We start from the raw sequence: 26,854 nt of genomic DNA, 5'->3' as shown, positions 1-26,854 counted from the left end.
CTCTCCCACAGGGAGAGGGAACGTGAATCCCCCTCTCCCTGTGGGAGAGGGCGGGGTGAGGGCACCAGACCGCACCTTTTAAAGGAACCTGTATGAAAGAGCTTATGGTCGTCGCCATTGGCGGCAACAGCATTATCAAAGACAACGCCAGCCAGTCGGTAGAGCATCAGGCGCAGGCGGTGAAAGCGGTGGCAGAGTCGGTGCTGGAGATGCTGGCATCTGACTATGACATTGTGCTCACGCACGGCAACGGTCCCCAGGTGGGGCTGGATCTGCGCCGCGCCGAAATCGCCCACGAGCGGGAAGGACTGCCGCTGACCCCGCTGGCAAACTGCGTGGCGGACACCCAGGGCGGGATCGGCTACCTGATCCAGCAGGCGCTGAACAACCGCCTGGCCGCGCGCGGGGAGCAAAAAGCGGTCACGGTCGTTACGCAGGTTGAGGTGGATAAAAACGATCCCGGCTTTACGCACCCGACGAAACCGATCGGCGCGTTCTTTACGCAGGCGCAGCGGGATGAACTACAAATCGCCCATCCGGACTGGTATTTCGTAGAAGACTCCGGTCGGGGCTATCGTCGCGTGGTAGCCTCACCCCAGCCGCTGCGGATTGTTGAATCGGAGGCCATCAAAACCCTGACGCAAAAAGGCTTTGTGGTGATCGGCGCGGGCGGCGGCGGGATCCCCGTTGTGCGCTCGGCGCAGGGCGATTACCAGAGCGTCGATGCGGTGATTGATAAAGATCTCTCCACCGCGCTGCTGGCGCGCGAGATCCGCGCCGACGTGCTGGTCATCACCACCGGGGTGGAGAAGGTGTGCGTCAACTTCGGCAAGCCGAACCAGCAGGCGCTGGATACCGTCAGCGTGGCGCAGATGGCGCGCTATATGGAAGAGGGCCATTTCCCGGCGGGCAGCATGCTGCCCAAAATCGTCGCCTCGCTGGAGTTTTTACACCACGGCGGTAAGCGCGTGATTATCACCTCGCCGGACTGCCTGCCCGCGGCGCTGCGCGGGGAAACCGGTACCCATATTGTTAATGAAGGAAGATAAGATGAGTGAAAACAAAAGCCGCCGCGAATTCATCAGCCAGAGCGGCAAAATGGTCACCGCCTGCGCGCTGTTTGGCGCGACCGGATCCGTCGCGTATGCTGCTGACTCAGCAAAGCCAACCTGCGAGACCGGCAAACCGATGAACATCACCGCTAAGCATTACTATCTGGACAACGTGCTGCTCGAAGCCGGGTTTAACGTTGAGGACAGCGTGGCGACAAGCACCCGCACCGAGCTGAAAACGCTGGAAATCAAAGACGGGAAGATCGTCGCCCTGCGCGACAATAAAAGCCACGCGGACGCCACGCTGCCGCACTATGACGCGGGCGGCAAGCTGATGCTCCCGGCGATGCGCGATATGCACATCCACCTGGATAAAACCTTTTACGGCGGTCCGTGGCGCTCCCTGAACCGTCCGGCGGGCATCACCATTCAGGACATGATCCGCCTCGAGCAAAAGATGCTGCCGGAGCTGCAGCCGTATACCCAGGAGCGAGCGGAAAAGCTGATCGACCTGATCCAGTCGAAAGGCTCCACCATCGCCCGCAGCCACTGCAATATCGAGCCGACCTCCGGCCTGAAGAATCTTGAAAATCTGCAGGCGGTTTTATCGCGCCGCAAGCCGGGCTTTGACTGTGAAATCGTCGCTTTCCCGCAGCACGGGCTGCTGCTGTCAAACTCAGAAAAACTGATGCGCGAGGCGATGCAGGCCGGGGCGCACTACGTGGGCGGGCTCGATCCGACGAACGTCGACGGTGCGATGGAGAAATCCCTCGATCTGATGTTCCAGATTGCGCTGGACTACGACAAAGGGGTGGACATTCACCTGCACGAAACCAGCCCGGCGGGCGTGGCGGCGGTGAATTACATGGTGGAAACCGTGGAGAAAACGCCGGCGCTGAAGGGCAAGCTGACCATCAGCCACGCCTTTGCGCTGGCAACGCTTAACGAGCAGCAGGTGGATGAGATCGCCACCCGCATGGCGGCGCAGCAGGTGACCATCGCCTCTACCGTGCCGATTGGCACGCTGCATATGCCGCTGAAGCAGCTGCGCGATAAGGGCGTGTTTGTGATGACCGGCACCGACAGCGTGATCGACCACTGGTCGCCGTACGGCCTGGGGGACATGCTGGAAAAAGCCAATCTTTATGCCCAGCTCTACATCCGCCCGAACGAGCAGACCCTTTCCCGCGCATTAGGTATCGCCACCGGCGACGTGCTGCCGCTGAACGACAAGGGCGAGCGCGTGTGGCCGAAAGCGCAGGACGACGCCAGCTTTGTGCTGGTGGACGCCTCCTGTTCCGCCGAAGCCGTGGCGCGCATCTCCCCGCGTACCGCGACGTTCCATAAAGGGAACCTCGTCTGGGGCTCGGTGGGCTAATGTGGTGCCGGGTGGCGCTGCGCTTACCCGGCCTACGGTTCGGAGATTTTGTAGGTCGGGTAAGGCGAAGCCGCCACCCGACAATGCAGTATACTGCTATGCACATTCTTAAAGAGGGAGCTGTCATGGCACAAAACATCTACGACAATCCGGCGTTTTTCGAAGGCTACGCCCAGCTTCCGCGCTCGGTGCAGGGGCTGGACGGCGCGCCGGAGTGGCCCGCGCTGAAAAGCATGCTGCCCGATCTCACCGGTAAATCGGTTGTGGATCTCGGTTGCGGCTACGGCTGGTTCTGCCGCGCCGCGCGTGAACTGGGCGCGTCTGAGGTGACCGGCGTGGATATCTCGGAAAAGATGCTCGCCCGCGCGGCGGAGCTGACGCATGATGCCCGGATCCACTACCAGCGTAGCGATCTCGAATCGCTGACGCTCAGCGAGAACAGCCTCGATCTGGTCTATAGCTCCCTGGCGCTGCACTACCTGTCGGAGCTGGACACCCTGTTTGCAAAGGTTCAGCGCGCGCTCAAGCCCGGCGGCAGCCTGGTCTTTTCGATGGAGCACCCCATTTACACCAGCGCCACGCGTCAGGGCTGGCTGACCGACGATAACGGTGAGCGGTTCTGGGGCGTGAATCACTATCAGGATGAAGGCAAGCGCGTCAGCAACTGGCTGGCAGACGGGGTGATTAAGTATCACCGCACGCTGGGCACCACGCTTAACGCGCTCATCAGGGCCGGGTTAACCATAAGTGAAGTCAACGAGTGGGGACCAACGCAGGCGCAGATTGACGCCTGGCCCGCGCTGGCCGAAGAGGCGGAACGCCCGATGCTGGCGTTGATCGCCGCCCGTAAGGCCTAATACCCGACCTTATACACCCGCCCGCTCTGCACGCCCTCCACGCTGCGGCGATAGGCGTTCGCCACGGTTGCCGCAGGAACGCTTTCAAAGCCCGGGAAGAAGCCGTCGTAGGTTTCGACGGATTCGGTGAGCACCGTCGGGCTAATCAGGTTGATGCGGATCCCGCGCGGCAGTTCACAGGCTGCGGCGCGAACAAACCCTTCCAGCGCGGCATTCACCGTGGTGGCATTCACGCCCTGGGCAATCGGCTCGTGCGCCACGATGCCGCTAATCAGGGTGATTGAGCCACCTTCGTTCAGATAATGCTGGCCGGTCAGCGCCAGGCGCACCTGCCCGAGCAGCTTATCCTGCAGGCCCTGATTGAAGTCGCTGTCCTTCATGGTCGCAAGCGGGCCAAAGTAGAGGCCGCCGCTGGCGGAGACAATCGCATCCACCGGGCCGATGTTCTCAAACAGCGCCTGCACGCTTGCCTGCGACGTAATATCGACCTGATAGTCCCCCTGCGTGCGGCCGACGCGGATAACCTCGTGACGACGGCTTAATTCTTCTGTTACGGCACGACCGACCGTACCGCTGGCACCAATAATGACGATTTTCATAGCCGACTCCTCATGTTGTGAGCCTTCATTCTTTAGTAAATTAAAATGCAGATAAACTGGGCTAAAGTTAGAAGATTACTAACCAGGGGTTTGGAATATGGATAAGCTTCGCAGCATGGAGACCTTTATTGCCGTGGTGGAAAGCGGTAGCTTCACCGGCGCGGCGACGCGGCTGGAGATGTCGGCGGTGATGGTGGGGAAGTACGTTGCGCTGCTGGAGTCTCAGCTCGGCACCCGCCTGCTGGAGCGCAACACGCGTCGCCAGAGCCTGACCGACGCCGGGCGGGTCTATTACGACGAGGCGAAGCGGGTGCTGGAGCAGGTGGCGATTGCCGAAAGCGCGGTTGAACGCCTGCGCGCCGCACCGTCCGGCACCCTGCGGGTGACGGCACCCACCTCGTTTGGCGGCAGTGCCATCGCGCCGCTCACCGCCACTTTTTTACAACGCTACCCGGACGTGCGCGTTGAGCTGGATCTGACCAACCGGATGGTGGATCTGGTGGAGGAGGGTATCGATCTGGCCATTCGCATTGGCGATATTCACAACGACGATCTGGTGGCGAAATACCTCTGTCCTTACCGGATGGTGATCTGCGCCGCGCCGGACTACCTGGCGCGCTACGGTACGCCGCAAACCCCTGCCGATCTGGTGGATCATCTCTGCCTGTCCCACAGCGTGTGGACCGCACGCAACGAGTGGCGGCTGCCGGGCGTCGAAGGCGAGGTGCGCTGGAAGCGGGATGCGGTCCTAAGATGCAACGATGGCTACGGGCTGCGGATGGCCGCAAGAGCCGGGGCGGGGCTTCTGCTGCAGCCGGAAGTGCTGGTGGCGGAAGATCTGGAAAGCGGCAGGCTGGTGCGGGTGCTGGAGGAGTACATTCCGGCGCCAAGACCCGTGCACCTGCTGTGGCGTCAGGATTTACGACCGCTCCCTAAGCTTACGGAATTTATCGCCCATCTTCTGCTAAGATTGGGCACAATATAAAAAAAGAAGGTAAGCAAAGAATGTCTGTGAATAAACTCGCCAGCAGCGCGCAGGGCCTGCAATCATCTGCCATCCGTGAATTATTAAAACATAGCAAAATGGCCGGCGTCATTTCGCTGGGCGGGGGCATTCCTAACCCGGCCTTATTCGATCGCGAAGGCCTGAAAATTGCCGCTGATGCCGTATTATCACAGCATTTTGGAGAGGCCTTTCAGTACGGTCTGACCGAAGGTGTGCCGGGGCTGCGTGAAGAGATTCAGCGCATCTGTGAAGGGCGCGGGATCCGCTGCAAGGCGGATGACGTGGTCGTGACCTCCGGTTCGCAGCAATCGCTCGACGTGCTGGCGCGCGCATTGATTAACCCGGGCGATACCGTTGTCGTTGAGCGTCCAACCTATCTTGCCGCGCTGCAGGTGTTTGGCCTGGCGCAGGCGAATTTTGAATCCGTTGGCACCGATGGCGACGGAATGAACGTCGACGAGCTCGAAGCGCTGGTGGCCAAAAAAGCCATTAAAGCGGTGTATATCGTTCCAACCTTTGGTAACCCTGGCGGCGTGACGCTTTCTGAGGCGCGTCGTAAACAGCTGGTGGAACTCTCGAAGCGCCATGACTTCGTGATCGTCGAAGACGATCCGTACAGCGAAATTAACTATACCGATGAAGTCTTCCGCCCGTTAATTGCCCATGCCAAAGATATCGGCAACGAAGAGAACGTGGTGTATACCTCAACCTTCTCTAAAATTCTTGCGCCGGGTACGCGGGTGGGCTGGGTGCTGGTGCCGGAGTGGCTGAAGCGTGCGGTGGTGAACCTTAAGCAAACCACCGATCTGCACACCAGCACGCTGTCGCAGCTGATGACGTACGAATACCTCAAGACCGGCCGGCTGGCCGATCAGATCAAACCGATCCGCGCAGCCTATCGCCAGAAGTACCAGACGTTCGCCACGGAACTGGAGGCCGAGCTGGGCGATGTAATGTCGTTCCACAAGCCGAAGGGCGGCATGTTCCTGTGGGCGAAGATGAAAAATGGTTGTAATACCACGCGCTGGCTGGAAAAGACGTTAAGTAACGGCGTAGTATTTGTGCCGGGCGAATTTTTCTACTGCAACGAGCCAGACCATTCGACGTTGCGCATGTCGTTTGTCACGCCAACGGATGAAGAGCTGAAAGAAGCGGTTCGTCGCCTGAAAAAATCGCTGTAAAAGACCTGCGCATAATGGCGTTCCGGCCGTTATGCGCAATACGCGTTCAGGGCGGCACGGGCCGCAATCGTTCATGGTGATCTCCATGTTTGAATTTCTGTTCGGTGTCGTTACGCACACGCCCGCCTGGGTGTGGGTGCTGTTTATCTTCCTTATCTCCCGCGGCATTAAAGCCCGCAGGCCCGCCACCGTTACGCTGGAGCGGCTTGCCATTATTCCGGGCATCTTTCTTATCTGGGATATCTACGATCTGGTGGTCTATCGCACGCTGACTCCCGGTACTCTCGCATTGTGGACGGCGGGGATCCTTGCCGGCGCAGCGCTGGGGTATTTCCTGATCAAGCAGGCGGTTATCACCCGCGCGGAGGCGCCGCGCAGCCTTTACCGCCAGGCCGACTACACCGCGCTGCCGTTTATGATGTTGGCATTCGGGGTGAAGTATGTGCTGGGCGTGATGAGCGCGGTCTCTCCCCAGACGATGCAGCAGCCCGCCATGAGCGCGCTGGCGATCGTCTCCGGCGGCGTATTTGCCGGCGTCTTTATCGGGAAATTTGCGCGCTATGTTGGGGTGTATAACGCCCGAGCTCAGGCCTGAATTTACAGTAGCCCTTTTTGCGTGAAGGTAATGCGCGTCGCTTCGTTGAGATCCAGCGCTTTTAACGATTCCGGATTAACCCAGGCGATCTCCTGAAACTCTTCATTAAACGTGACTTCCCGGTTGGCGCTGATGCAGTCGAAGATCAGATAGATCATGTAAATCTCCTCTGTGGTGCCATCGGCGTAGGTTTTGACCCTGATGTCATCGCGAAAAGCCCATGGCGTGACCGAGGCGATCTCCAGCGCTTCGCCAAGCTCTTCGCTGATCTCACGGCGCAGCGCCTGTTCCATGGTTTCGCCCGGCTCCATCCCGCCACCGGAGAGAGCCCACTGGCCGGGGAACACGCCGCGATCGTCGGCCATTTTGCACAGCAGGTAGGCACCGTCGTTCTGGATGATGGGGCAGACAATGGTTCGTTGGCGCATGATTTCTTCCTGAAAAATGAATTTGGGCTACTTTAGCAGATTGGGGGGGAGGGTTATGTTAGAGGTGTTCGATTCTCGCTCCCTGGTTTTCTGCGTTTTGTTGCAGATTCAGCCAGAATTCAATGCTGGTATCGAATGCGTTTGCCAGTCTTATGGCCAAATCAACGGTGAGTTTGATTTTATTGTTTAACAGCGCGCTGGCAGTGGTGTGATCGGTGTTTATTCTCTCTGCCAGTTCTGAGATGCCGAGACTGAGTGGTTTAAGATAATCGTGCAGCAACACTTCGCCTGGTGTGGTTGGGATGCGTATTTTTTCCTTGTTATTCATAAGTAACGTCCTGTTTATAAATATAAAATAGGTGCGGTATGATGCCCTCACCCCGGCCCTCTCCCTATGGGAGAGGGAGAAAAACATATCAACCCAGCAACGCGATTCCAGCCTCCGTTCTCAGCCAGCGCGGAGCTTTTAGCTGGTCGGCAAAATATCCAGTGAGTTCAAAGAGTAAATCCCCCATCACGCGGGCGGATTCGGGCGTGAGCGCGCCACTAATCAACAGTTGGGTAACTTCCTCGCAGTAGCGACAGAGCTGATCGGATTCGGTGTTGAATACAGGCTCACGTTCGGGAAACACGTCGACGGTAAGACGTTCCTGTAAGTGCTCAGGGATTGGCTCCAGCAGCATCGGGCGGAGCAGGGCGAGCGTTGAGGCAAGACGACCGCAGAGCGCTATTTTTCTTGCAGGCTCGGTCTCTTCTACCAGCGCTTCGCAATAGCGCTGGCAATTGTCGGCAAGATCGATGAAGTCGGTGTTGCAGTCGAAAGGGGTCGTGAAAAGTGCGTTACTGGTGGTCATATGACAGTTTCCATTAAGTGATTAAGACACTGCCAGAGAAATGCCAATTTCCCGGGTGGCAGGACTGAACGGAGTTGGCATTACCGGCCTTAATGGACACCGGCGCGTCTTGCGACGCCCCCGTCCAGCCCACCATTGAAATGTAGCCAGACGCACGGCGCAACAAGATCTCACGCCGCCATTAAGTTTAACCGGGATGCCAATCCCGACGCCAGATTTTGCTGGCGTGGAAGGAACATACGCCTGCTTTAACAAAATAAAAATGATGTCAGATGGATGAAGTTATATTTTGCGAGGTTGCTTCAGGAAAAATGTCTCCTCGTTAAAAGATCTTAATTTTAGTTATTTAGGATTTTATAAAGGTTCTTTTTATCAACATAGCCGTTTGAGTGGAGTATGGTGTCTGTTATTAAAAAAAACTGTCAGGAAGGCGCGTATGGATACGGTCGAGGAATTAAACGGAACGTACTTCTACAAAGGGATCAGCAATATATCAGCGGGAGAGCTATTTTTCTGGATTTTTTTGGATAAAATTGAAGAACAGTTCGGAGGGATAGTAGATGTAGTAACGCTGAGTTGTATCATTTTAGGATTGCCCTTATTAAAGACGAGAAATAAACCTTATGGAACCACTGCGGGAACGTCCATAGCCTCAAAATATTTGCGCCAGTATCTCAATGTTCAGTTACCGGTAAGACTACCTACCTTAACGGAAGCAAGTATTACCACATTAAAACCTAAGTATGTTACTAACCTGGGTGCCTTCATTGGGAGAGGACTGCCTGTCATTGGCTGGACAATGGTTGCAGGTGATTTGGCTCAGATATGCTATAAGACAATTAAAACCTATAACACGATTGCTCACGAGAAAGATCGACTATGGTAATGGAACAAGAGGTTTTAGCTTTTTTCCAGAACGAGTTACCGGTACTCGGGACATTTACTGGGAAACTCATCCCATTACAGTTGGATGATGTTTTACAAGAATATGCAGAGGATGATGATTTAGTCGTCTGTATGGATAAATACAGCGTGCGATTCAATGTCGATATAACGCTGATGAATTACAATGCCTATTACCCATGGTTTCACACATGGTTTTTTCGAAAATGGTTTACTGATAAACCCGTGGAACAAATTTCTAAACCTTTAACGGTAAGGATGTTCGCCGAATCTGCGAAAGCGGGGAGGTGGCTATATGATTAATAAGGAGAGTAATAATGGCCGTACCCGTTCATTTATGGCTAAAAGATGATGCAGGAAATCTGATTAGGGGATCATCTGATGTGGCATATCGAGAAGGAAGTATTGAATTACGAGGTTTGACACATAATTTGAGTATCCCGGTTGATGGGACAACAGGAAGGCTTACTGGAACACGTCAGCACGCTCCCTTCCTGTTTGAAAAAGAAATTGATAGTGCATCCCCCTATCTTTATCGGGCTGTTGCAATAGGGCAAACTCTCAAATCTGCTGAGGTAAAGTGGTATCACATTAATGATGCTGGGCAGGAAGTTGAATACTTCAATATTTTACTGGAAGGTGTAAAAGTTGTTTCTATTACGCCAATTATGCACGATACGCGTAACTGTCCGGGAACAGGGCATATGGAAAGTATCCAACTGCGCTACGAGAAAATCACATGGCGTTATGTTGATGGAAATATTCAATACTCAGATGCCTGGAATGAGCGATCAACGGTTTGAAGTGCAGCAAATTGCCTCCGCTCTATAAATGGAGAGGAGGCATGCCCTGTTCTTCCTGCAAAGATCAACGCTCCCTCAGCGCCTCCTTCGCCCGGTTAAACGGCTTAATCATATAATCCAGCACCGTTTTTTCTCCGGTCTTAATGTCCACCGTCGCAATCATCCCCGGCACAATTGAAAAGTGCCTGCCGGCCTTATTCACCAGATAGTCCTGGCTGGTGCGGATAAACACCCGGTAATAGAACACCTCCGGCTTGGCTTCGTCCTGAATGGTATCCGGAGAAATCGTCTCCACCACCCCGTGCAGCCCGCCGTAAATGGCGTAGTCGTAGGCGGTGATTTTGACCAGCGCCTCCTGGTTCGGGTGGATAAAGGCGATGTCGCGCGGCGACAGGCGGGTTTCAATCAGCAGGTGATCGTCCACCGGCACAATCTCCATTAGCTCGCCGTTGGGCGGGATCACGCCGCCGATGGTGGTGACCTTGATGTTTTTCACGATCCCGCGCACCGGGGATTTCACCGTCAGACGGGTGACGGAGTCCTGGCGGCCTTTGAGGATCGCCGAGACCATATCGACTTCCGCGTTGGCCTTGGAGAGCGCCTCGCGCGCCTGAACGTAATACTGCGAGCGCACGTCGGTGAGCTTCAGCTCCAGATCGCTTTTCTGCCGCTGCAGGCGCAGGACCTCCACGTGGCTGGCGGCCCCGGTTTTGACCAGCCGCTGGGTGATGGCCAGCTCCTTATTGGCGAGATCGAGCGCGGCGCGCAGCTCTCGCTGAGTATCCTCCAGCTGCGCGCGTCGCGAGTTGTAGAGCCGCGTTTCGTCGGCAATCAGATCCGGCCATTTTGCCAGCGAAGGGGGAAACTTCAGCGGCAGATCGTTCACCTCGGCGTACAGGCGAGCGCTGGAGGCCAGTGAAGCGCGGTAGCGCGCCGCGCTTTCGCCGACGTTCGACTCGGAACGCGTCGGATCGAGCCGCGCCAGGACCTGCCCGGCCTGCACCTGATCGCCCTCGTGGACGTTCAGCTCGGTGAGGATCCCGCCGTCCAGCGACTGTAACACCTGCTCGCGCGAGCTGGGGATCACCTTCCCGGAGCCGGTTGATACCTCATCCAGCACGCCAACCCACGCCCAGACGCCCAGCACCACGAACATCAGCAGCGAGAAGATCACGATCCGCCGCGCGCCGGTGTAGCCGCTTTCGGAGTCGAGGGCGTTATCCAGATCGTCCATTGCGGCAACGTCACGCTGACTGATTTTCATTTTTCCACTCCCGTCCGGTTGCTGCCTGCTGCTGCTGTTGCTGCATACGGCTGTTGTTCAGCGCCTGGGCTTTCGGCGCGTCCATTACCAGCATGCCTTCCTTGAGCACCACGACCCGCTCCACCAGCTCCAGCACCGGTACGCGGTGCGTGGCGACGATCAGGGTGCGATGGCCGAGCCAGTCGCCCAGCCGCTGGATAAATTCCCGCTCGGTGTGCTCGTCCAGCGAGGCGGTGGGTTCATCCATCAGCACGATATTCGGATCGCGCAGGAGCATGCGCGCCAGCAGAATCGACTGGCGCTGCCCGCCGGAGAGCCCCACGCCGTTTTCCATGATCGGGTAGTCCAGCCCCTTGGGTAGCTTCTGCACGAAGCCCGCCGCGCCGGTCATCTCCAGCGCCTCGAAAATCTCTTCGTCGGTGGCGCGCGGCATGCCGAGGGTAATGTTTTCGCGCAGGGTGCCGTAAAACAGCCGCGCGTTCTGGGTCATAAAGCCGACGTTGCGCCGGACGTCGGCGACGTCGAGATGCGGCAGGCTGAAGCCGTCGAGCCGCAGCTCGCCGGCCGCCAGATCCATCCCGCCCGCCATGGACTGCAGCAGGGTCGATTTCCCGGCGCCGTTGCGCCCGAGGATCGCCACTTTTTCGCCGGGCCGGATCTCCAGACGGTTAATGCGCAGCGCCATGCGCGGATCCTCCGGGTGATAGCGGAACTGCGCCTGTTCAAAGAGATAGTGCCCGCGCAGCACGTCCTGGCGAATTGGCGTCTCTTCGCGCTGGTTCTCGGTGGGCAGCTGCATGATGCTGTCCAGCCCCTCTTTTGCCGCTTTGACCTGCTGCCAGCGGGCCAGCACGCCGCAGAGCGTCGCCATCGGGGCGATCATGCGGGAGGCCAGCATCGACGCGGCGACCACCGAACCGGTGGTCAGGGTGCCGTCAATCACCATCGGCGCGCCGACCACGATCACGGCGGCGTAAACCAGGCTCTGGATGGTCATTCCCCAGCTGATCAGGTTCTGCGTCAGCTCGCGGGTACGCAGGCCGGATTCCGCGGTAATCTGGATATAGCTGTTCCACTGCTGCAAAAAGCGGTTTTCCGCCTGCATTAGCTTGATGTCCTCCAGCCCCTGAACGCTCTCCACCAGCACCGCGTTGCGCAGGGTTGATTCATGGGCTGACTGCTTCGCCAGCTCCGCCAGCTTTTTCTGCAGCAGCAGGCCTGGCAGAACCATGATCACCGCCGCGACCGGCGCGATCCACGCCAGCTGCGGAGCGATGATCGCCAGCACCACCACGAACAGTAAAAAGAAGGGCAGGTCGACAATTGTTGAGATGGTGGACGAGGTCACCATCTCGCGGATCTGCTCCAGCTCGCGCAGCTGGGAGATAAAGCTGCCGGTGGAGCGGGGAATAGCACTGTTGCGCAGCCGCAGCGCGTGGCCGAATACGCGATCCGAAACGCGCATGTCCGAGCGCTTGCCCAGCAGATCCATAATGTGCCCGCGCGCCACGCGCAGCACGAAGCCAAACAGGGTGGCAATCAGCACGCCGATGGTCAGGACGTAAAGCGTCGGGTAGGACTGGGCGGGGATCACCCGGTCATACACCTGCATGGAGAAGACGATCCCGGAGAGCGACAGCACGTTGATAAACAGCGCGGCGAGCATCACCCAGCTGTAGGGGCGCAGGTCGCGCATCACCAGCCGGTAGAGCCAGTCCGGGCGGTATTTAGAGATGTAGGCGTCCACGCGGCTGTCCTTCAGCGCGGCGAGTGGACGCAGGGCAATGACGTGGCGGATGGCGGGCAGCATCGCCGTCATCGACAGGCGGTTGGTGTAGGTCTGGTCGTCAAAGAAGCTGACCTCAAGGGTATCGTCGCCGTCGAAATGTTCGATCACGCCGATCCTCCCGTCGTCCATCGCCACCACCACCGGCAGACGCCAGCTGTTGATCGCCTCCTGGCCGGCAGTAAGCAGCTGAAACGACAGCCCCGCCTCGCGTGCCAGCTGGGTGAGGGCGGGTACCATCGGTTTGCCCTTCAGCCACGGCGCGCCCGCCAGCAGCGCGCCGGGAGAACAAGAGACGCGGTAGCGCGTGGCGACAAAGCCAAAGGCCTGCGCCCACTGGACCAGGGCCTCATCCGTCATGTTTTCACCTTGCGGGATATCACGCTGCTTCATGGCTGGATCTCCACGGTCTGGATGGTGCGGTTATCAAGGTCGAACGCGTGACGCAGTTGCCCGGTGTTATAAAGGCAGTTGAGCTGCAGCTGATGCAGCTGACCGAGAGTCTGCTGCTGGGTGAAGCGCGCCTGGTAGACCTCCTGCTCGGCGTTGAGCACGTCGAGCAGCGGGCGCGAGCCGAGATCGAGATACTGCTGCTGGTACAGCTCGCGGGTGCGGGCGCTGAGCGCCTCCTGGCGGCCCTGAATTTGCAGCGTACTTTGCAGGCTCATCACCTGGCTGCGGGCTTCCAGCAGTTTCTGGCGGACATCAAGACGCGTGCGCTGAATGGTGGATTGCGCCGCTTCCACCGCGTGTCCGGCGGCGTTACGCCGGGCGGTGAGGCCGCCGCCCTGATAGAGCGGCATCTGCACTTTTACCCATGCGGAATACTGGGTGCGATCCCGCGTGTCGCTGCCCGCATAGCGATCGTTCATGTAGTGGCGCACCTCCGGCTCCAGCGAGACGGTTGGCGTCATCTGCGCGTCGGCGTAGTCGAGGTTAGCCTGGGCGACGTTGGCCTGCGCCCAGGCGGCGAGTACCGCGGGAACCAGACGGTCATCCGGCTCGGCGATGTCGCAGCTCCGGCCCAGCTTCTGCGGGAAATCATTGCTGATCGCGTTCAGGCTATTCCAGCCGAGAAAGCTCATCAGCGTGGCGCGGGCGCTGTCCAGGCTGGCCTGGTACTGCATCAGCTGGGCGCGCGCGCCTTCGATACGGGCATCGGTCTGCACCACGTCAGAGAGCGAGGTGGCCCCTTCGTCATTACGCTGGCGGGTTAGCGTGCCGATGGAGGAGAGGGCCTCAAGCTGCTCTTTGGCGGTATCGACCATCTGCTGCCACGTTTGCACCTGCACCATGGCGATGGCGGTATCGTGGGCGATGGTGTCAATGCTCACCAGCACGTTGGCCTGCTGCTGGGCCACGCCGGCGCTCTCGGCGCGCACCTGGCTTGCCACCTTGCCGAAGTCGTAGAGCATTTGCGAGAGAGAAAGCACCAGCGACGGCGTAAAGCCGTTCTGGTCGCCGTCGTGGGAGTAACCGTTGTCCACGCCGGCATTAATCTGCGGATAGTATTTTGATTTAGCGACGTCAACCTCTTCGCTCTGCTGGTACAGTTTTCCCACCGCTTCGCTGATGGCCGGGTGCCAGGTGACGGCGCGGTTGACGGCGTCGCCAAGCTGTAACGAGCCGGGAGCGGCTTTGCCGGCCACCGGGGCCACGCGGCCGTTGAGCGAGGGGAGTTCCTGCGTTTCGCGAAGCTGTCCGGTATTGATCGTTGCCGCCGGGTTCGCGCAGAGAGCGGGCATAGATATCAGGCAGCACGAGAGCCACCAGTAAGGCATCTTCATTCCCATGTCATGTCCCTAATAAAATAAGTACAGCTTTATTGTTATGCCCGGGCGCCGTGCGCCCGGGTCATCTGTTGCAGGTGCTATCAGGTAATGATGTGTTGCTGGTTTACAAGCTCGTCGTAGGTGGTTTGAACCCCATCAAGCGTAACGAGTGCAGTATTAGTGTAGGTGGCTCCTGCACCGTCACGGTCGATGGAGATCACGGTATTGCCATTACTATTAGTGACATGGAGATAATTTCCGAGCGTCGAGGCGCTACCGTTCCAGCCCACCAGCAGATCGCCGATGTCGATCTTGTCCCCCTGCGCCAGCGAGAAGCCGGTCCAGTGATCGCCCGTCGCGCTGCTGACGTTACCCCCGGTGGCGTTGCCTGCGGTGCTGTTCAGCACCTGGTAAATCAGCGTATCGCCGTAGGCCGTACCGGTAATGGCGTCGTTATGCTCCGAGCTGATGAACTGCGGCGCCATATTGATGGTCAGCGTGGCGCTGTCCGTTTTCCCATTGGCATCGGTCAGGGTGTAGTTGAAGGTCTCCTTCGAGGTGATGGTTGAGAGCGACACCCCGGTATTGAGGGTGTAGGTGTAGTGGCCGTCCGCGCCAATCGCCAGCGTGCCGTAATGGCCGGTAACGTTCACCGTTGCGCTGCCGTTATACGGATCCAGCGTGGTGGTCACGCCGTTGTAGCCGGTAACGCTCAGACGGGTATCCACCGAGTGCAGCTGATCCAGCACGCCGCCAGAGTCGGTACCGTCAAAGATATTGCCGTTAACGGTATGGCTGCCGGTGACGTCAAAATCACTCAACGAGTAGGTGGTGCCGTTCACGCTTGGCGTGATGGTTATGTTACCCACGCTCAGCCCCGGTACGCTACCGGTGTAGCTCAGCGTATAGGTCCCGGCGTTCAGGTCCAGCCCGGTCAATGGAACGTCAATGCTGCCGCCTACCAGAGGAATGAGCGCCAGAGAGCCACCGCTGAAGGATCCTGAGCGCACAACATTGGTACCATCACTGATTGACCAGTTTACCGTCAGCCCGCCCAGCGCCAGCAGCGAGGCCACATCAAAGTGCAGCGACGCGTTATGCAGTGCGGTGTTTGGATCCACCACGAAGGTCCCGTTTCCGCTGCCTTGCGTTGACGAGAACAGCGCGGTCGTCCAGCTGGCGTTCCCCACTGTGGTATCGGAGTACGTCGACGTGTGGTGCACTGAGGTGAGATCCATCACGGCGCTGACATCGTTCACCGCATCCATCGCTCGCGCGGTTGGGGTGATGTTGAGCGATGCCGTATCCTTCGAGCCGTCAGGCGCGGTAACGGTGTAGACGAAGGTATCAGGCGTGCTGATATGGTCCGCCCCCACGCCGGTCCTCAGGATATAGGTGTACTGACCGAACGAGTTTATGGTCAGCGTACCGTATTCTCCCTGAATGTCGGTTGTTCCACTGCTGTTGACCGCCACGCCGTTCACTTCGGTGACCACCGTGCCCGCTGGAACAGGGTCATTCGCCAGCACGTCGCCCGTGGTTGTCTCGCTGATGCTCGCCACGCTGTAGACGTGATCCTGCAGGACGCTCAGCGTGTAGCCCGTCAGGACGGCGATCCCCGAGGCGGTATTGAGTAAGAACAGGTACTCCCCGGCAGGCAGGTTCAGCGTCAGCTGAGGCGAGGTGCCCCCCAGCAGCGGGGCGCGCAGCCAGCCCGACTCGACGCGAACCTGTTCGAAGGTCTGGGTCGCGTTGTTGAACTTATAGACGTACAGATCGAACACCGACGCCAGCGCCACGCCGCCAACGGAGGCCTGGATGGTCATGGTGCGGGTGGTGCCTTCCTCCACGTTATAGATAATAGGGTTGGTCATGTCGTCCAGCAGGTTCAGCCCCAGCGTGTTGCCGAGATTAATGCCCACCAGAGTAAAGCCGCCCTGAGACGAGGCGCCGTTATTGATTTCGTGCACGCTGGTGTCAAAGGTCAGCGAGGCCGTGTCGTCTACCGCCACAATACCGTTGACTACCGTACCGGCACCGAGCGACAGCACCAGATTCGCCGACGCGTTCACGCCGTTGTGGGTGATGGTGTAGGTGAAGCTCTCCGTGCGGCCAATGATCGCGGCGCTGGTGTCGGTCAGGCTGTAGGTGTAGCTGCCGTCGCGGTTAATGGTCAGCGTACCGTACTGGCCCTGGATCACCGTGCCGTCGGCGTTCACGCTGGTGGTTACCCCCAGCGCGTTAGTGACGGCGGAAACGGTGGTCCCGGCCGGTGCGTTGTCGCTGCCCGCGGTCGGGTCGGTATCGAGGATCACGTTGCCGTTGAGGCTGGTTTCGCCTGTGACCGTACCCGGACCGGTCTCTTTCACCGCCACATCAAGGCTGGTGTAGGAGCCGGTGGCCAGCAGGTTGGTGTTATAGCTGAGCACGCGATACTCGCCGTCGGCCAGCCCGCTCAGGTTCAGCGACACGCCGGTGGCGCCCAGCGTCAGCAGATCGGCAAACTGCGGTTGGCCGGTATCTACCACGGTGGTCCAGGCGCCGTTGACGTAATGCTGAACCACCAGCTCAAGGGTGTTGAGCAGGGAGAGCACCGCCCCCGTGGCGTTGGCATTCACTACGATATCGGCGCTGCCGCCGCTGACCACCGTGAAGTTCACCTGCGCGGTGTCATTCCCCAGCAGCGTCAGGACGTTGCCCACGGCGCCGACCAGCAGGAAACCGTAATCACTGTACTGGCTGTTGGTCACGGTCGCTGTGGTGCTGAGGTTCAGCTCTTCGACGTTATTGCTGGCGGAGAGCGGTACCACCGGCGCAAGGGCGGAGCCCGGCTGTGAGATGTTGCCTGCGGCGTCGGTGGCGGTGATCTGCAGCGTCTGGCCTTCGGTCTGCTTGTTCGTGAAGGTGTAGCTGTACGTGCCGTTGCTGTCCGCCGTGGCGGTCACCGTCGAGCCGTCCGCAAGGCGAATCGCGACGGTGCTGCCTGCTTCAGCATTCCCGGTCAGTACGCTACCGTCGGCGTTGAAGGTCCCGGTAGGCGCCGTTGGGGCGATCGTATCGACGATAATCGTCGTTACGGCTGAAGCCACGCTGGTGTTGCCCGCCGCATCGGTAGCCGTGGCGGTAAAGTTATGCGTTCCTTCTGCCAGCGTGATGGTGGTTTGCGGCAGGGTCCAGTTGCCGCTGGCATCCGCGGTAACCGTGCCTACCAGCGTAATACCATCGTAGATCCGTACCGTGGCATTTGCTTCGGCGGTGCCGTTCAGCGTTGGACGCGCATCGTTGGTTGGGTTCGTGCCGGTTACCGGCCCGGTGACGCTGCCGACATCATCGATGACCGCGCTGATGACCGGCGCGCCTGGCGCGACGGTATCGACGTTAATGACATACCCGGCGGTTGGCGCGCTGGCGTTGCCCACCGCATCGGTGGCGGTAAAGGTTAAATTGTGCGGACCGTTGCCCAGCGCCGGGGATGGCGTAAAGCTCCATGTACCGCCGGTCGCCGTCACGCTGCCGATTTGCACGCCGTTATCAAAGATTTTCACCGTGGATCCAGCTTCCGCCGTACCCGTGAGGGTTGGCTGTGCATCGTTGGTCAGACCGCCGCTGGCGATCGGCGTGGCGGCATTGCCCACATCATCCACAATGCTGGTCAACACCGGCAGCGCAGGCGGCGTGGTGTCGACAGTAAGGCTAAAGCTTGCCGATGAGACACTGGTGTTGCCTGCTGCATCCGTGGCCTGCGCGGTGAAGCTGTGCGGGCCGCCTGTCAGCGTGGTGGTGAGCAAGATACTCCAGCCGCCGCTGGCATCCGCGGTACCCGTTCCGACAAGCGTTGTCCCTTCATAGATATTGACCGTGGCAAACGGTTCACTGGTCCCGACAAGACGCGGTACGGTGTCATCGGTCGTCTGCCCGGACGTGATTGGCCCGGTAATGCTACCCACGTCGTCTATCGCCTGGCTGATAACCGGCGCGTTTGGCGGCGTAGTATCAACAACCAGGGTAAAGCCTGGCGAGGCTGGACTGACGTTGCCTGCCGCATCGGTGACCGTGGCGGTCCAGGTATGGCTACCGTTGGCCAGCGGCGTTGATGGCGTAAAGCTCCATGCGCCGGTACCGTCTGCCAGCGCGGTGCCGACTGGCTGTCCGTTTTCATAGATAGTGACCGTGGCGTTAGCCGTCGCGGTGCCGTTCAGCGTTGGTGTGGTGTCATCGGTGCTCTGCCCGGAAGAGAGCGGAGCCTGAACACTGCCCGCATTGTCTGCCGCAGTGGAAATAACCGGTGCGGACGGCACGCCCGTATCTACCGTCAGGTTAAACGGTGCTGTCGTGCTGCCGGTATTGCCTGCCGGGTCGGTGGCGTTGAAGGTGATAGCGTGTGGCCCGTCGCTCAGATCGGTGCCCGGGGTGAAAGTCCAGTTGCCAAGAGCATTCACCACCGCAGTGCCGATTTCGCTGCCGTCGACAATGACGTGCACCGTGGAGCCCACGTCGCCCGTGCCGTTGAAGGTCGGACGCGCGTCGTTAGTGCTGTTGCCCGACGTGAGCGTCCCGGCGACCGGCGCGACGTCGTCAATCACGCTGGTGACGACCGGCACGGTCGGGGCTACGGTATCGATGGTAAAGGCGAAGACCGACGAGTTCGCCGAGGCGTTGCCTGCTGCATCCGTGGCATAGGCGCGCAGGGCGTAGCTGCCGTCGTCTAGCGGCGCGGTCGGGATAAACGACCAGTTCCCGCTTCCGTCAACGGTTGCAAGACCGATCTCCGTACCGTTATTCATGATGTGAATGGTGCTGCCCGCCTGCCCGGTACCGCTAATCGTTGGGGTGTTGTCGTTGGTCGTCTGCCCGCTGGTGAGGTTGCCCGTGATGCCGCCAGGGACGTTGTCGTTCACCGTATCAAGCGTTGGAACCGTTGGTGCCGTCAGGTCAACCACCACGCTCCAGGCGTTTGACACCAGGCTGACGTTGCCCTGCGGGTCAGTCGCCTGCACGGTAAAGCTGTGCGGGCCTTCGCCGAGCGCGGTGTCAGGGGTAAACGTCCACGCGCCGGTGCCGTCCGCCGTGACCACGGCAATCTGTGTGCCGCCGTCGAAAATGGTCACTACGCTATTCGCGTCCGCTGTTCCCGAAAGGGTTGGCGTGGCGTCGTTGGTGGGGTCACCGCTAACGACCGTAGTGGCGGCATTGCCCACATTATCCGTTACGTTGGTGATAACCGGCGTGGTGGAAACTGTATCCACCACGACGGTGAAGTCCGCTGAAGGGCCGCTCTGATTCCCCGCCGGATCGGTTTCGCGGATGGTCAGGACGTTATTGCCTTCCGCCAGGACGGGCGTTGTGTAGCTCCAGGTGCCGGTATCGCTGACCGGCACGCTTCCCAGCAGCACGCCGTTATTGTAGATGGAGATGGTATCACCCACAGCACCGGTGCCGGTGAGGGTCGGCTGGTTGTCGTTGGTGGTCTGGCCGCTGGTCATCGGACCGGTGACAGGACCAACGTCATCAATTACCGCACCAATGGACGGTGTGCCCGGCGCGGTAAGGTCGACGGTGACGCTGGCCGCCGGAGAGCGGCCGCTGGTGGCACCGTTGAGGGTCGCGGTCACCTCAAAGGTGTGCAGCCCCTCGCCAAGCGCGGCCGACGTATAGCTCCAGTTGCCGCTGCCGTCGGCGGTCACCGTTGTTAATGGTGTCGTGCTACCGTCCTGATAGATGGTAATCACGCTGCCCGCTTCGGCCGTACCGGTAAGCGTTGGCGTGGTGTCGTTGGTGGTTTTGCCTTTCACATCGCCGGTGACCGGATCCACGTCATCGACGATTGCAGTAATGACGGGTACCTGCGGCAGTTCAAGCGACGAGTCGGTGACGATGAAAGGCACGCCCGCGCTGGCATTTCCTGCGGCGTCGGTAGCGGTCACGGTCAGCGTGGTCGGATCCAGCTGCGCCGGGCTCAGCGCAATGGAGAAGTTACCGTCGCTGCCGACAACGCCGGTACCAATGACCGTGGTACCGTTTGTCACGGTTATGATGCTTCCCGCTTCACCGATACCGGTCAGCGGTGTTCCTTCATTAGCCAGGAGCATGTTGCCCGGATCTGCCGGGGCGACGGTATCGACCGTCACGCTCAGCGGCGCAGAGCTTCCGGAAGCGTTACCTGCGGGGTCGACAGACGAGACGGTGAAGGTATGCGGGCCATCCGACAGCGTTGTGCCGGCAGTCCAGCTCCAGCTGCCGTCCGGCTGTATCGTCACCGGCACTCCGGAAGGTGTACCGTCGACGGAGACGATAACGGTGGTGCCGGGTTCGCTGGACCCGGTAAGGGTCGGGGTGTTGTCCTTCGTGTAGAGCACGTTGTTGGACAGCTGGCTGTCAGCAACCGTGCTAATGACAGGGATCTCAGGCGCAACGGTATCGAGGGTGACGGAAACGACCGGACTCAGCGCGCTTACGTTACCCGCTGCATCAACTCCTGCAACGGTGATGTTCAGCAGGCCGTCCGTTTGGGGGGGCAGGTCCAGGCTCCATTCACCGTTAACGACATCGACACGTCCTACCTCGACGCCGTTGTTGTAAACGATGACCGTCTCACCGTTAACGCCGGTTCCTCCGACGGTTGGCGTCGCATCGGTGATAAAGCCACCATTCGGCTGCCCTCCGACGGCGTCAAATACTGGCGTATCTGGTGCTACGGTATCTACGGTAATCGTAATTGCTGGCGACGGGTCAGAGACGTTGCCCGCCTCATCGGTGGCGGTGGCGGTATAGACGTGGCTACCCTCAGCAATATTACTGTCAGGGCGCCAGCTCCAGTTGCCGTTACTGTCTACCGTGACGGTGCCCACGACGGTCGGTGTGCCGTTAACGGTGTCAGTGATGTTGATAACGTCATTCGCTGTGCCGGTGCCGCTCAGGATCGGACGCGGATCGTTAGTGGTGCCGCCATCGGGAACGGGGCCGGTTATCTGGCTGACGCTGTCGGTCACGACCGGTGCTGCAGGCGTGAGCGGCGGATCGGTATCAATGGTGATGGTTACCGGCTGGGACGGGGCGCTTTCGTTACCCGTGCCGTCAGTGTTGGTGACGGTCAGCGTAATATCATAAGTGCCGTTAGGTAACGGGGTGGCTGGCGTCCAGCTCCAGTTGCCGGTGCCGTCCACGACGACATCATCAAGTTTGACGCCGCCGTTGTAGATTGTCACGGTGTCGCCCGGATTGCCGGTGCCGTTCAGGGTCGGCGTGGTGTCGCGAGTGGTTTCGCCCGGGTTCAGCGGCGTTACTGTTCCATCAGGATTGACGGTGATGGCCGGGACATCCGGCGTGGCAGGCGCGACGGTATCTACCGTCAATACAAACGGGCTGGAAATGGTGGTATTGCCGGCGGCATCCGTGGCGTGAACCGTCAGCGAATGCGGGCCGTCGGTGAGCGGCGTAACGGGCGTAAAGCTCCAGCCGCCGCTCCCGTCGAGGGTGGCGGTGCCGAGCAGGGTGGTGCCGTCATAGACGGTAATAACCGCATCAGCCGGCGCGGAACCCTGCAGCAGCGGCTGGGTGTCGTCCGTGGTGTCACCGCTGCTGAGCGGGCCCTGAACGCCGCCGACGTCATCGGTCACGGTGGCGATGGTTGCAGCCACTGGCGCGGTGATATCGACGGTAAAGGTAAAGGCGTTTGATGGCTGGCTGGTGTTACCCGCCGCATCGGTGGCGACAACGGCAAAGGTATGGGGGCCCTCGCCAAGCGGCGCGGTGGGGGTATAGGTCCACGTGCCGCTGCTGTCGACCGGGATCGTGACAAGATCGGCGCCATCCAGGCGAATGGTGACCGTCGAGCCCGGCTCAGCCGTGCCGTTGAGCGTCGGGGTGGTGTCGTTGGTGCTGTCGTTAGGATTAAGCGCACCGAGACGCTCCGGTACATCATCCACCACCTGAGTAATGACCGGGGCAGCAGGCGCCACGCTGTCAATCGTCAGGCCCCAGGTATTGGATACACCGCTGGTGTTGCCCGCCGCGTCGGTGGCTACGGCGGTCAGGACGTGCGGACCCTCGGTAAGCGGTGTGGTAGGGGTAAAGATCCATACGCCGAGGCCGTTGGCAACGGCCGTACCTATATCAACGCCGTCCACGCGGAGGGTTACCGTCGAGTTTGCTTCGGCAGTGCCGCTGAGCGTCGGGGTGGAATCATTAGTGGTTTCATTAATGTCGAGCGAGCCGGTACGCCCGGGCACATCGTCCACGACCTGCGAAATCACTGGAGCAGCAGGTGCAGTCCCGTCAACGTTTATTGTCCACGCGCCGGAGATGCCGCTTTGGTTACCGGCTGCATCCGACGCGGTTGCCGTCAGCACGTGGGTGCCATCGCCCAGCGGTGAGGGCGGAGTAAAGCTCCACTGGCCGGATGAGGAGACAACTACCGTACCAAGGATATCGCTGCCGCTGGAAATCGTGATGGTTGAACCCGCCTCTCCTGTGCCGTTCAGGGTCGGGGCCCGGTCGTTGGTGAGCCCGTTCTGGCCCACGGGCCCGATGGTGGCCTGCACGTCATCAGTAACCTCAACGATGACCGGCGTCTGCGGCGGGGTAACGTCCGGCGCTGCAGCGGCGGTTGCGGGCCCGGTGTTACCTGCCGCGTCGGTGGCGTCAGCGGTCAGAACTTCACCGTTGAGCTTCGGTGGGGTCAGCGTCAGGCTAAAGTCGCCCTGACCGTCGGCAACAGCCGTGCCAAGGATAGTGTCGCCCTCACGGATGGTGACCGTGCTGCCCGGCTCCGCGATGCCGCTGATGGTGCTGCCATCATTCGACACCACGAGATCGCCCGGGGCAAGCGGTGGCGTGGTATCCACTACCAGTGCGAACGGGCTGGAGATAGTGGTATTGCCAGCGGCATCCGTGGCGTGAACCGTCAGTGAATGCGGGCCCTCGGTGAGCGGGGTTGTTGGCGTAAACTGCCAGCCGCCGCTGCCGTCAAGGGTGGCGGTGCCGAGCAGGGTTGTTCCGTCATAGACGGTAATAACCGTATCAGCCGGCGCGGAGCCCTGCAGTAGCGGCTGGGTGTCGTCCGTGGTGTCACCGCTGCTGAGCGGGCCCTGAACGCCGCCGACGTCATCGGTCACGGTGGCGATAGTCGCTGCCGGTGGCGGAGTGGTATCGACGGTAATGGTGAAGCCACTCGAAGGGAGGCTGGTGTTACCCGCCGTATCGGTGGCAACGGCGGTAAAGGTGTGAGCGCCTTCGACAAGGGGCGTGGTGGGGGTATAGGACCACAGACCGTTGCTGTCGGTTAGCGCTGTGCCAATATCGGTACCGTCCAGCCGGATAGTAACGGTTGAACCCGGTTCAGCGGTGCCGTTGAGCGTCGGCCTCGTGTCGTTAGTGAGCCCATTCTGGTCGACAGGGCCGGTGGTAGCCAGCACGTCATCAACTACCGAAACGATGACCGGGGCTTGTGGAGGGGTAAGATCCGGTGCAATAGCGGGTGCTGTCGGCCCGGTGTTACCTGCCGCGTCGGTGGCGTCAGCGGTCAGAACTTCACCGTTGAGCTTCGGTGGGGTCAGCGTCAGGCTAAAGTCGCCCTGACCGTCGGCAACGGCCGTGCCAAGGATAGTATCGCCCTCACGGATGGTGACCGTGCTGCCAGGCTCCGCAGTGCCGCTGATGGTGCCGCCATCATTCGACACGACGAGATCGCCCGGCGCTGACGGCGGCGTGGTGTCCACGGTGAAATTAACAGGCGCTGATGCCGCGCTCTGGTTTCCGGCTGCATCGGTTTCAACGACGGTTATCGAGTGTGCCCCTTCCGGAAGCGGGCCGTTCGGGGTGACGCTCCAGGTGCCGTTGGGCTGCACGGTTGTGGTGCCAATCACCGTGCCGTTATCGTAAATAATGATGGTTCCGCCGGGCTCGCCAGTTCCCGCCAGGAGCGGCTGTGTAGCGTCGGTAGACACCCCCGACGTAAGGGTTCCTCTGACCTGGCCTACGTCGTCGGTCAGCACAATTGCCCTTGGTGCATCCGGCGGAGTAATGTCGACCGTAAGGGTGAACATCGGTGAGGCCGGTCCGGTATTGCCGGCGGCGTCGGTTGCCTGCATGGTAATCTGATGGGTGCTTTCACTCAGGTCGGATGACGGGGTAAAGGACCAGGTGCCGTTGCTGGCGACGATCGCCGTGCCAATGGCGATCCCACCGTCATAAATGGTTATGGTCGAGCCCGCTTCGCCCGTGCCGGTCAGCTGTGGACGCTGATCGTTAGTGCTGCCGCCGTTACTGATTGTTCCGGTCTGTGGGTCAACATCGTCAGTTACGCTGACGATTGCCGGCGCATCGGGCGCGGTGGTATCCGGCGCGCTGATAGTCGTGCCCGGGCTGGTATTCCCCGATGGATCGGTTGCGGTGGCGGTAATCTGCTCGCCGTTGGTCAGCGGTGTACCCAGATCGATGGTGAATTTACCGTCGCTGCCGGTTTTACCCGTGCCAATTACATTACCGTCGGCATCTTTCAGCGTGATGGTACTGCCCGGTTCCGCGGTACCGGAGACGGTTTTACCATCCGCAGAGAACTGAAGACCGGTTGGGGCATTCGGCGGTGTCGTATCCGGATCGGAAGGGTTTGTCGGCGTGCCGGGGTTCGTGCCGTTGCCATTATCGTCATCACCGCCGCCGCCGCCACCGCCACCACTTGCCGCCGCCGCGATGCCGCCCGCGGCGACAATGCCGCCCAGTGCCCATGGCCAGATGGCGGCACCACCGGCATCACTCCCGGACGAGGCAAGCAGCACGTCCGTTGAGGCGATAGATTCATACGTGGCGGCCCCGGTAGGATCTTCAATCCACCATAATGCGCCTTCGCTGTCCTGCAGAACCAGCTGGCTCGCCCCCTGAGCATCAGTGACGTAGAAGTTTTTAAGGGTAATCACCTCGCCGGAGTGGAGTGTGATCACCAGATCGTTACCGCTGCGGGCGAAATCGGCGACACTGGCCCGCTCGATATGAAGCTCAACGATAGAGGAATGGCTCAGCGTAACCTGGGTGCCTTCCGTGGTCGTTTCTACGCCAGTAAGTTTCGATATAACAGAGATTTGGCTCATTTAAATATTACTCCAGCAGAAGTGTCGTGAACGGCGAGCAAGACGAGCCATCTCTGCTGAAGGTAAAGGGCGCCCCCGGCGCAGTTGCTGTTATAACGCAGCACTGACCGTTATTTTTAGCGCGCACGATGCCCGCCAGAATTTAGAGTGGCAACATCAGAGCGAATCTAATTACGTATCAAAGAGAACAGTTGTTATTCGTGTTTTTTGCCTTATAAAACCCTGTAATTAATAGAGGATTTATTTTTGAGGATATAAAAATGATATAGACAGAAAACGCTGGTTGTGCAACTTAAGCTTTCGTAAATAGAGAGGTAAACAATGAGGTTGGCATTAATGTATTGATGCTGCCTATAAGTTTATTTTCTTATCTTGTTGTTTTATATTGATTTTATTTTATATATTGGCGTTATTAATTAATGTTGTTGATGTGGTGTGATAATTAGCAGGCGCCTCTTTGAATATAAGTTAAAAGGCTATTGTTTATGTCTGCTTAATGCGTATTTAAGTTAGGGTAACATTTTTGATGTAAGATATATTATGTCATTTGTTAAATGAAAATATATTCTTATGCAGGATTCAAACTCTGCTAATGTGCGGAAAAATAACAACGCCGGAGGGCAAGGATAAAATAACCTGTTTTATTTTCAATGCGATTACGACATAAGCATGTTTTTGGCCCCGCAAAAAATTCACCGAAGAACGAATAAAAATCATCAGTCGGGCGTTTACTGACGTCACTTCCTTTTACCCTGGAGCTTTATATGAACACGACCTCGCTTCGTTTGATCCCGGTGCTGATTTTTTCCCTGCTGTCTCCGCTGGCGCTGGCCATGGGCGATAATAGTACCGAGAGCAAAACGCCCGACTGTCCTTCCGGACAGGTGTATGACAGCGCAACCCAGAAATGCGTGCCGGACAAGAGCAGCAGCCTCAGCGACCAGGACAAAACCAACTATGCGTACCATCTCGCGAAGAAAGGAGAGTACCAGGCGGCGCTGAACCTGCTTGATTCGCTGAAAAATGGCAATACGGCTGAAGCGTGGAACTATCGCGGGTTCGCCACGCGCAAGCTTGGCCGCACGGACGAAGGCATTGGTTACTACCAGCGCGCGCTGGCTATCGCCCCGGATTATGCCAAAGCCCGGGAATATCTCGGTGAAGCGTGGATGGTGAAAGGACGGCCCGATCTCGCGAAAGAACAGCTGAAGGTGATTGCCGGTATTTGTGGCCAGTCCTGCGAGGAGTACCGTGACCTTCAGGCCGCCATCAACGGACATCCGGAATCCTGA

At 59.2% G+C, this 26,854-nt stretch carries 18 protein-coding genes; 10 read left to right on the top strand and 8 right to left on the bottom strand.

Translation table 11 applies throughout. From position 1 onward, the window contains the following. Nucleotides 1-92: 92 nt before the first annotated feature. The 3 genes from AC3WOK_RS19960 (at nucleotide 93) to AC3WOK_RS19950 (ending at nucleotide 3,287) form a co-directional block, all read left to right on the top strand. Nucleotides 93-1,049 (top strand): carbamate kinase family protein, encoded by a 957-nt coding sequence (locus tag AC3WOK_RS19960; RefSeq protein WP_492355013.1) that lies wholly within the window; start codon nucleotides 93-95, stop codon nucleotides 1,047-1,049. A 1-nt stretch (nucleotide 1,050) separates the two neighbouring features. Further along, nucleotides 1,051-2,430, top strand: coding sequence for an amidohydrolase family protein (locus tag AC3WOK_RS19955; RefSeq protein ID WP_492355012.1), 1,380 nt, complete (start codon nucleotides 1,051-1,053; stop codon nucleotides 2,428-2,430). Between the two features lie 125 nt (nucleotides 2,431-2,555). Further along, nucleotides 2,556-3,287, top strand: a complete 732-nt coding sequence (locus tag AC3WOK_RS19950; RefSeq protein ID WP_492355011.1) for a class I SAM-dependent methyltransferase — start codon at nucleotides 2,556-2,558, stop codon at nucleotides 3,285-3,287. On the opposite strand, the gene AC3WOK_RS19945 is transcribed toward AC3WOK_RS19950, so the two are convergent. Continuing rightward, nucleotides 3,284-3,886 carry a short chain dehydrogenase gene (locus AC3WOK_RS19945; protein WP_063956804.1) on the bottom strand — a complete coding sequence of 201 codons (603 nt, stop codon included), beginning with the start codon at nucleotides 3,884-3,886 and terminating at the stop codon, nucleotides 3,284-3,286. The genes AC3WOK_RS19950 and AC3WOK_RS19945 overlap by 4 nt on opposite strands. A gap of 97 nt (nucleotides 3,887-3,983) precedes the next feature. Here AC3WOK_RS19945 and AC3WOK_RS19940 point away from each other — a divergent pair, with 97 nt between their 5' ends. The 3 genes from AC3WOK_RS19940 (at nucleotide 3,984) to AC3WOK_RS19930 (ending at nucleotide 6,668) form a co-directional block, all read left to right on the top strand. After that, nucleotides 3,984-4,871: a LysR substrate-binding domain-containing protein gene (locus AC3WOK_RS19940; RefSeq protein ID WP_447856106.1), complete on the top strand. Its 888-nt coding sequence runs from the start codon at nucleotides 3,984-3,986 to the stop codon at nucleotides 4,869-4,871. Nucleotides 4,872-4,891: 20 nt separating this feature from the next. Next, a complete protein-coding gene (locus tag AC3WOK_RS19935; RefSeq protein ID WP_492355010.1) occupies nucleotides 4,892-6,073 on the top strand; it encodes an aminotransferase-like domain-containing protein in 1,182 nt (393 codons plus the stop codon). 85 nt (nucleotides 6,074-6,158) lie between these two features. Next, nucleotides 6,159-6,668, top strand: a complete 510-nt coding sequence (locus tag AC3WOK_RS19930) for a DUF6622 family protein (RefSeq protein ID WP_492355009.1) — start codon at nucleotides 6,159-6,161, stop codon at nucleotides 6,666-6,668. A 2-nt stretch (nucleotides 6,669-6,670) separates the two neighbouring features. Here AC3WOK_RS19930 and nudI read toward each other — a convergent pair whose 3' ends face one another. From nudI to AC3WOK_RS19915, 3 genes are all read right to left on the bottom strand, one after another. Beyond that, complete coding sequence (gene nudI, locus AC3WOK_RS19925; RefSeq protein WP_492355008.1) at nucleotides 6,671-7,096, bottom strand: nucleoside triphosphatase NudI; 426 nt, start codon at nucleotides 7,094-7,096, stop codon at nucleotides 6,671-6,673. A 58-nt stretch (nucleotides 7,097-7,154) separates the two neighbouring features. Further along, nucleotides 7,155-7,424, bottom strand: coding sequence for a HigA family addiction module antitoxin (locus AC3WOK_RS19920; protein WP_447856104.1), 270 nt, complete (start codon nucleotides 7,422-7,424; stop codon nucleotides 7,155-7,157). A gap of 88 nt (nucleotides 7,425-7,512) precedes the next feature. Further along, nucleotides 7,513-7,950, bottom strand: a complete 438-nt coding sequence (locus AC3WOK_RS19915; protein WP_492355007.1) for a hypothetical protein — start codon at nucleotides 7,948-7,950, stop codon at nucleotides 7,513-7,515. A gap of 436 nt (nucleotides 7,951-8,386) precedes the next feature. On the opposite strand from AC3WOK_RS19915, the gene AC3WOK_RS19910 reads away from it, so the two are divergent. Genes AC3WOK_RS19910 through AC3WOK_RS19900 form a run of 3 tightly spaced genes read left to right on the top strand, consistent with a single transcriptional unit; the run spans nucleotide 8,387 to nucleotide 9,656 of the window. After that, entirely contained in the window at nucleotides 8,387-8,836 is a 450-nt protein-coding gene (locus AC3WOK_RS19910; RefSeq protein WP_059312476.1) for an STM2901 family protein, read from the top strand. After that, nucleotides 8,830-9,156, top strand: a complete 327-nt coding sequence (locus AC3WOK_RS19905; RefSeq protein WP_492355006.1) for a DUF1493 family protein — start codon at nucleotides 8,830-8,832, stop codon at nucleotides 9,154-9,156. Before AC3WOK_RS19910 ends, AC3WOK_RS19905 begins: the two co-directional genes overlap by 7 nt. 14 nt (nucleotides 9,157-9,170) lie before the next feature. Beyond that, complete coding sequence (locus AC3WOK_RS19900) at nucleotides 9,171-9,656, top strand: Hcp family type VI secretion system effector (protein ID WP_492355005.1); 486 nt, start codon at nucleotides 9,171-9,173, stop codon at nucleotides 9,654-9,656. Nucleotides 9,657-9,720: 64 nt separating this feature from the next. Here AC3WOK_RS19900 and AC3WOK_RS19895 read toward each other — a convergent pair whose 3' ends face one another. From AC3WOK_RS19895 to AC3WOK_RS19880, 4 genes are all read right to left on the bottom strand, one after another. After that, on the bottom strand, nucleotides 9,721-10,890 hold the full coding sequence (locus AC3WOK_RS19895) for a beta-barrel domain-containing protein (protein WP_123138623.1): 1,170 nt from the start codon (nucleotides 10,888-10,890) through the stop codon (nucleotides 9,721-9,723). A gap of 10 nt (nucleotides 10,891-10,900) precedes the next feature. Next, entirely contained in the window at nucleotides 10,901-13,099 is a 2,199-nt protein-coding gene (locus tag AC3WOK_RS19890) for a type I secretion system permease/ATPase (protein WP_492355004.1), read from the bottom strand. Further along, entirely contained in the window at nucleotides 13,096-14,499 is a 1,404-nt protein-coding gene (locus AC3WOK_RS19885) for a TolC family outer membrane protein (RefSeq protein ID WP_429057648.1), read from the bottom strand. The genes AC3WOK_RS19890 and AC3WOK_RS19885 overlap by 4 nt, the downstream gene beginning before the upstream one ends. An 80-nt stretch (nucleotides 14,500-14,579) precedes the next feature. After that, complete coding sequence (locus AC3WOK_RS19880; protein ID WP_492355003.1) at nucleotides 14,580-25,562, bottom strand: BapA/Bap/LapF family large adhesin; 10,983 nt, start codon at nucleotides 25,560-25,562, stop codon at nucleotides 14,580-14,582. Nucleotides 25,563-26,326: 764 nt separating this feature from the next. Between AC3WOK_RS19880 and AC3WOK_RS19875 the strand changes: the two genes are divergently transcribed. Next, nucleotides 26,327-26,854, top strand: a complete 528-nt coding sequence (locus tag AC3WOK_RS19875) for a tetratricopeptide repeat protein (protein WP_059312481.1) — start codon at nucleotides 26,327-26,329, stop codon at nucleotides 26,852-26,854.

It is taken from the genome of Enterobacter sp. FW301-JW81 (assembly GCF_058788735.1).
Note: the sequence above shows the minus strand (reverse complement) of the source record. Positions and strands in the feature narration are given on the sequence as shown.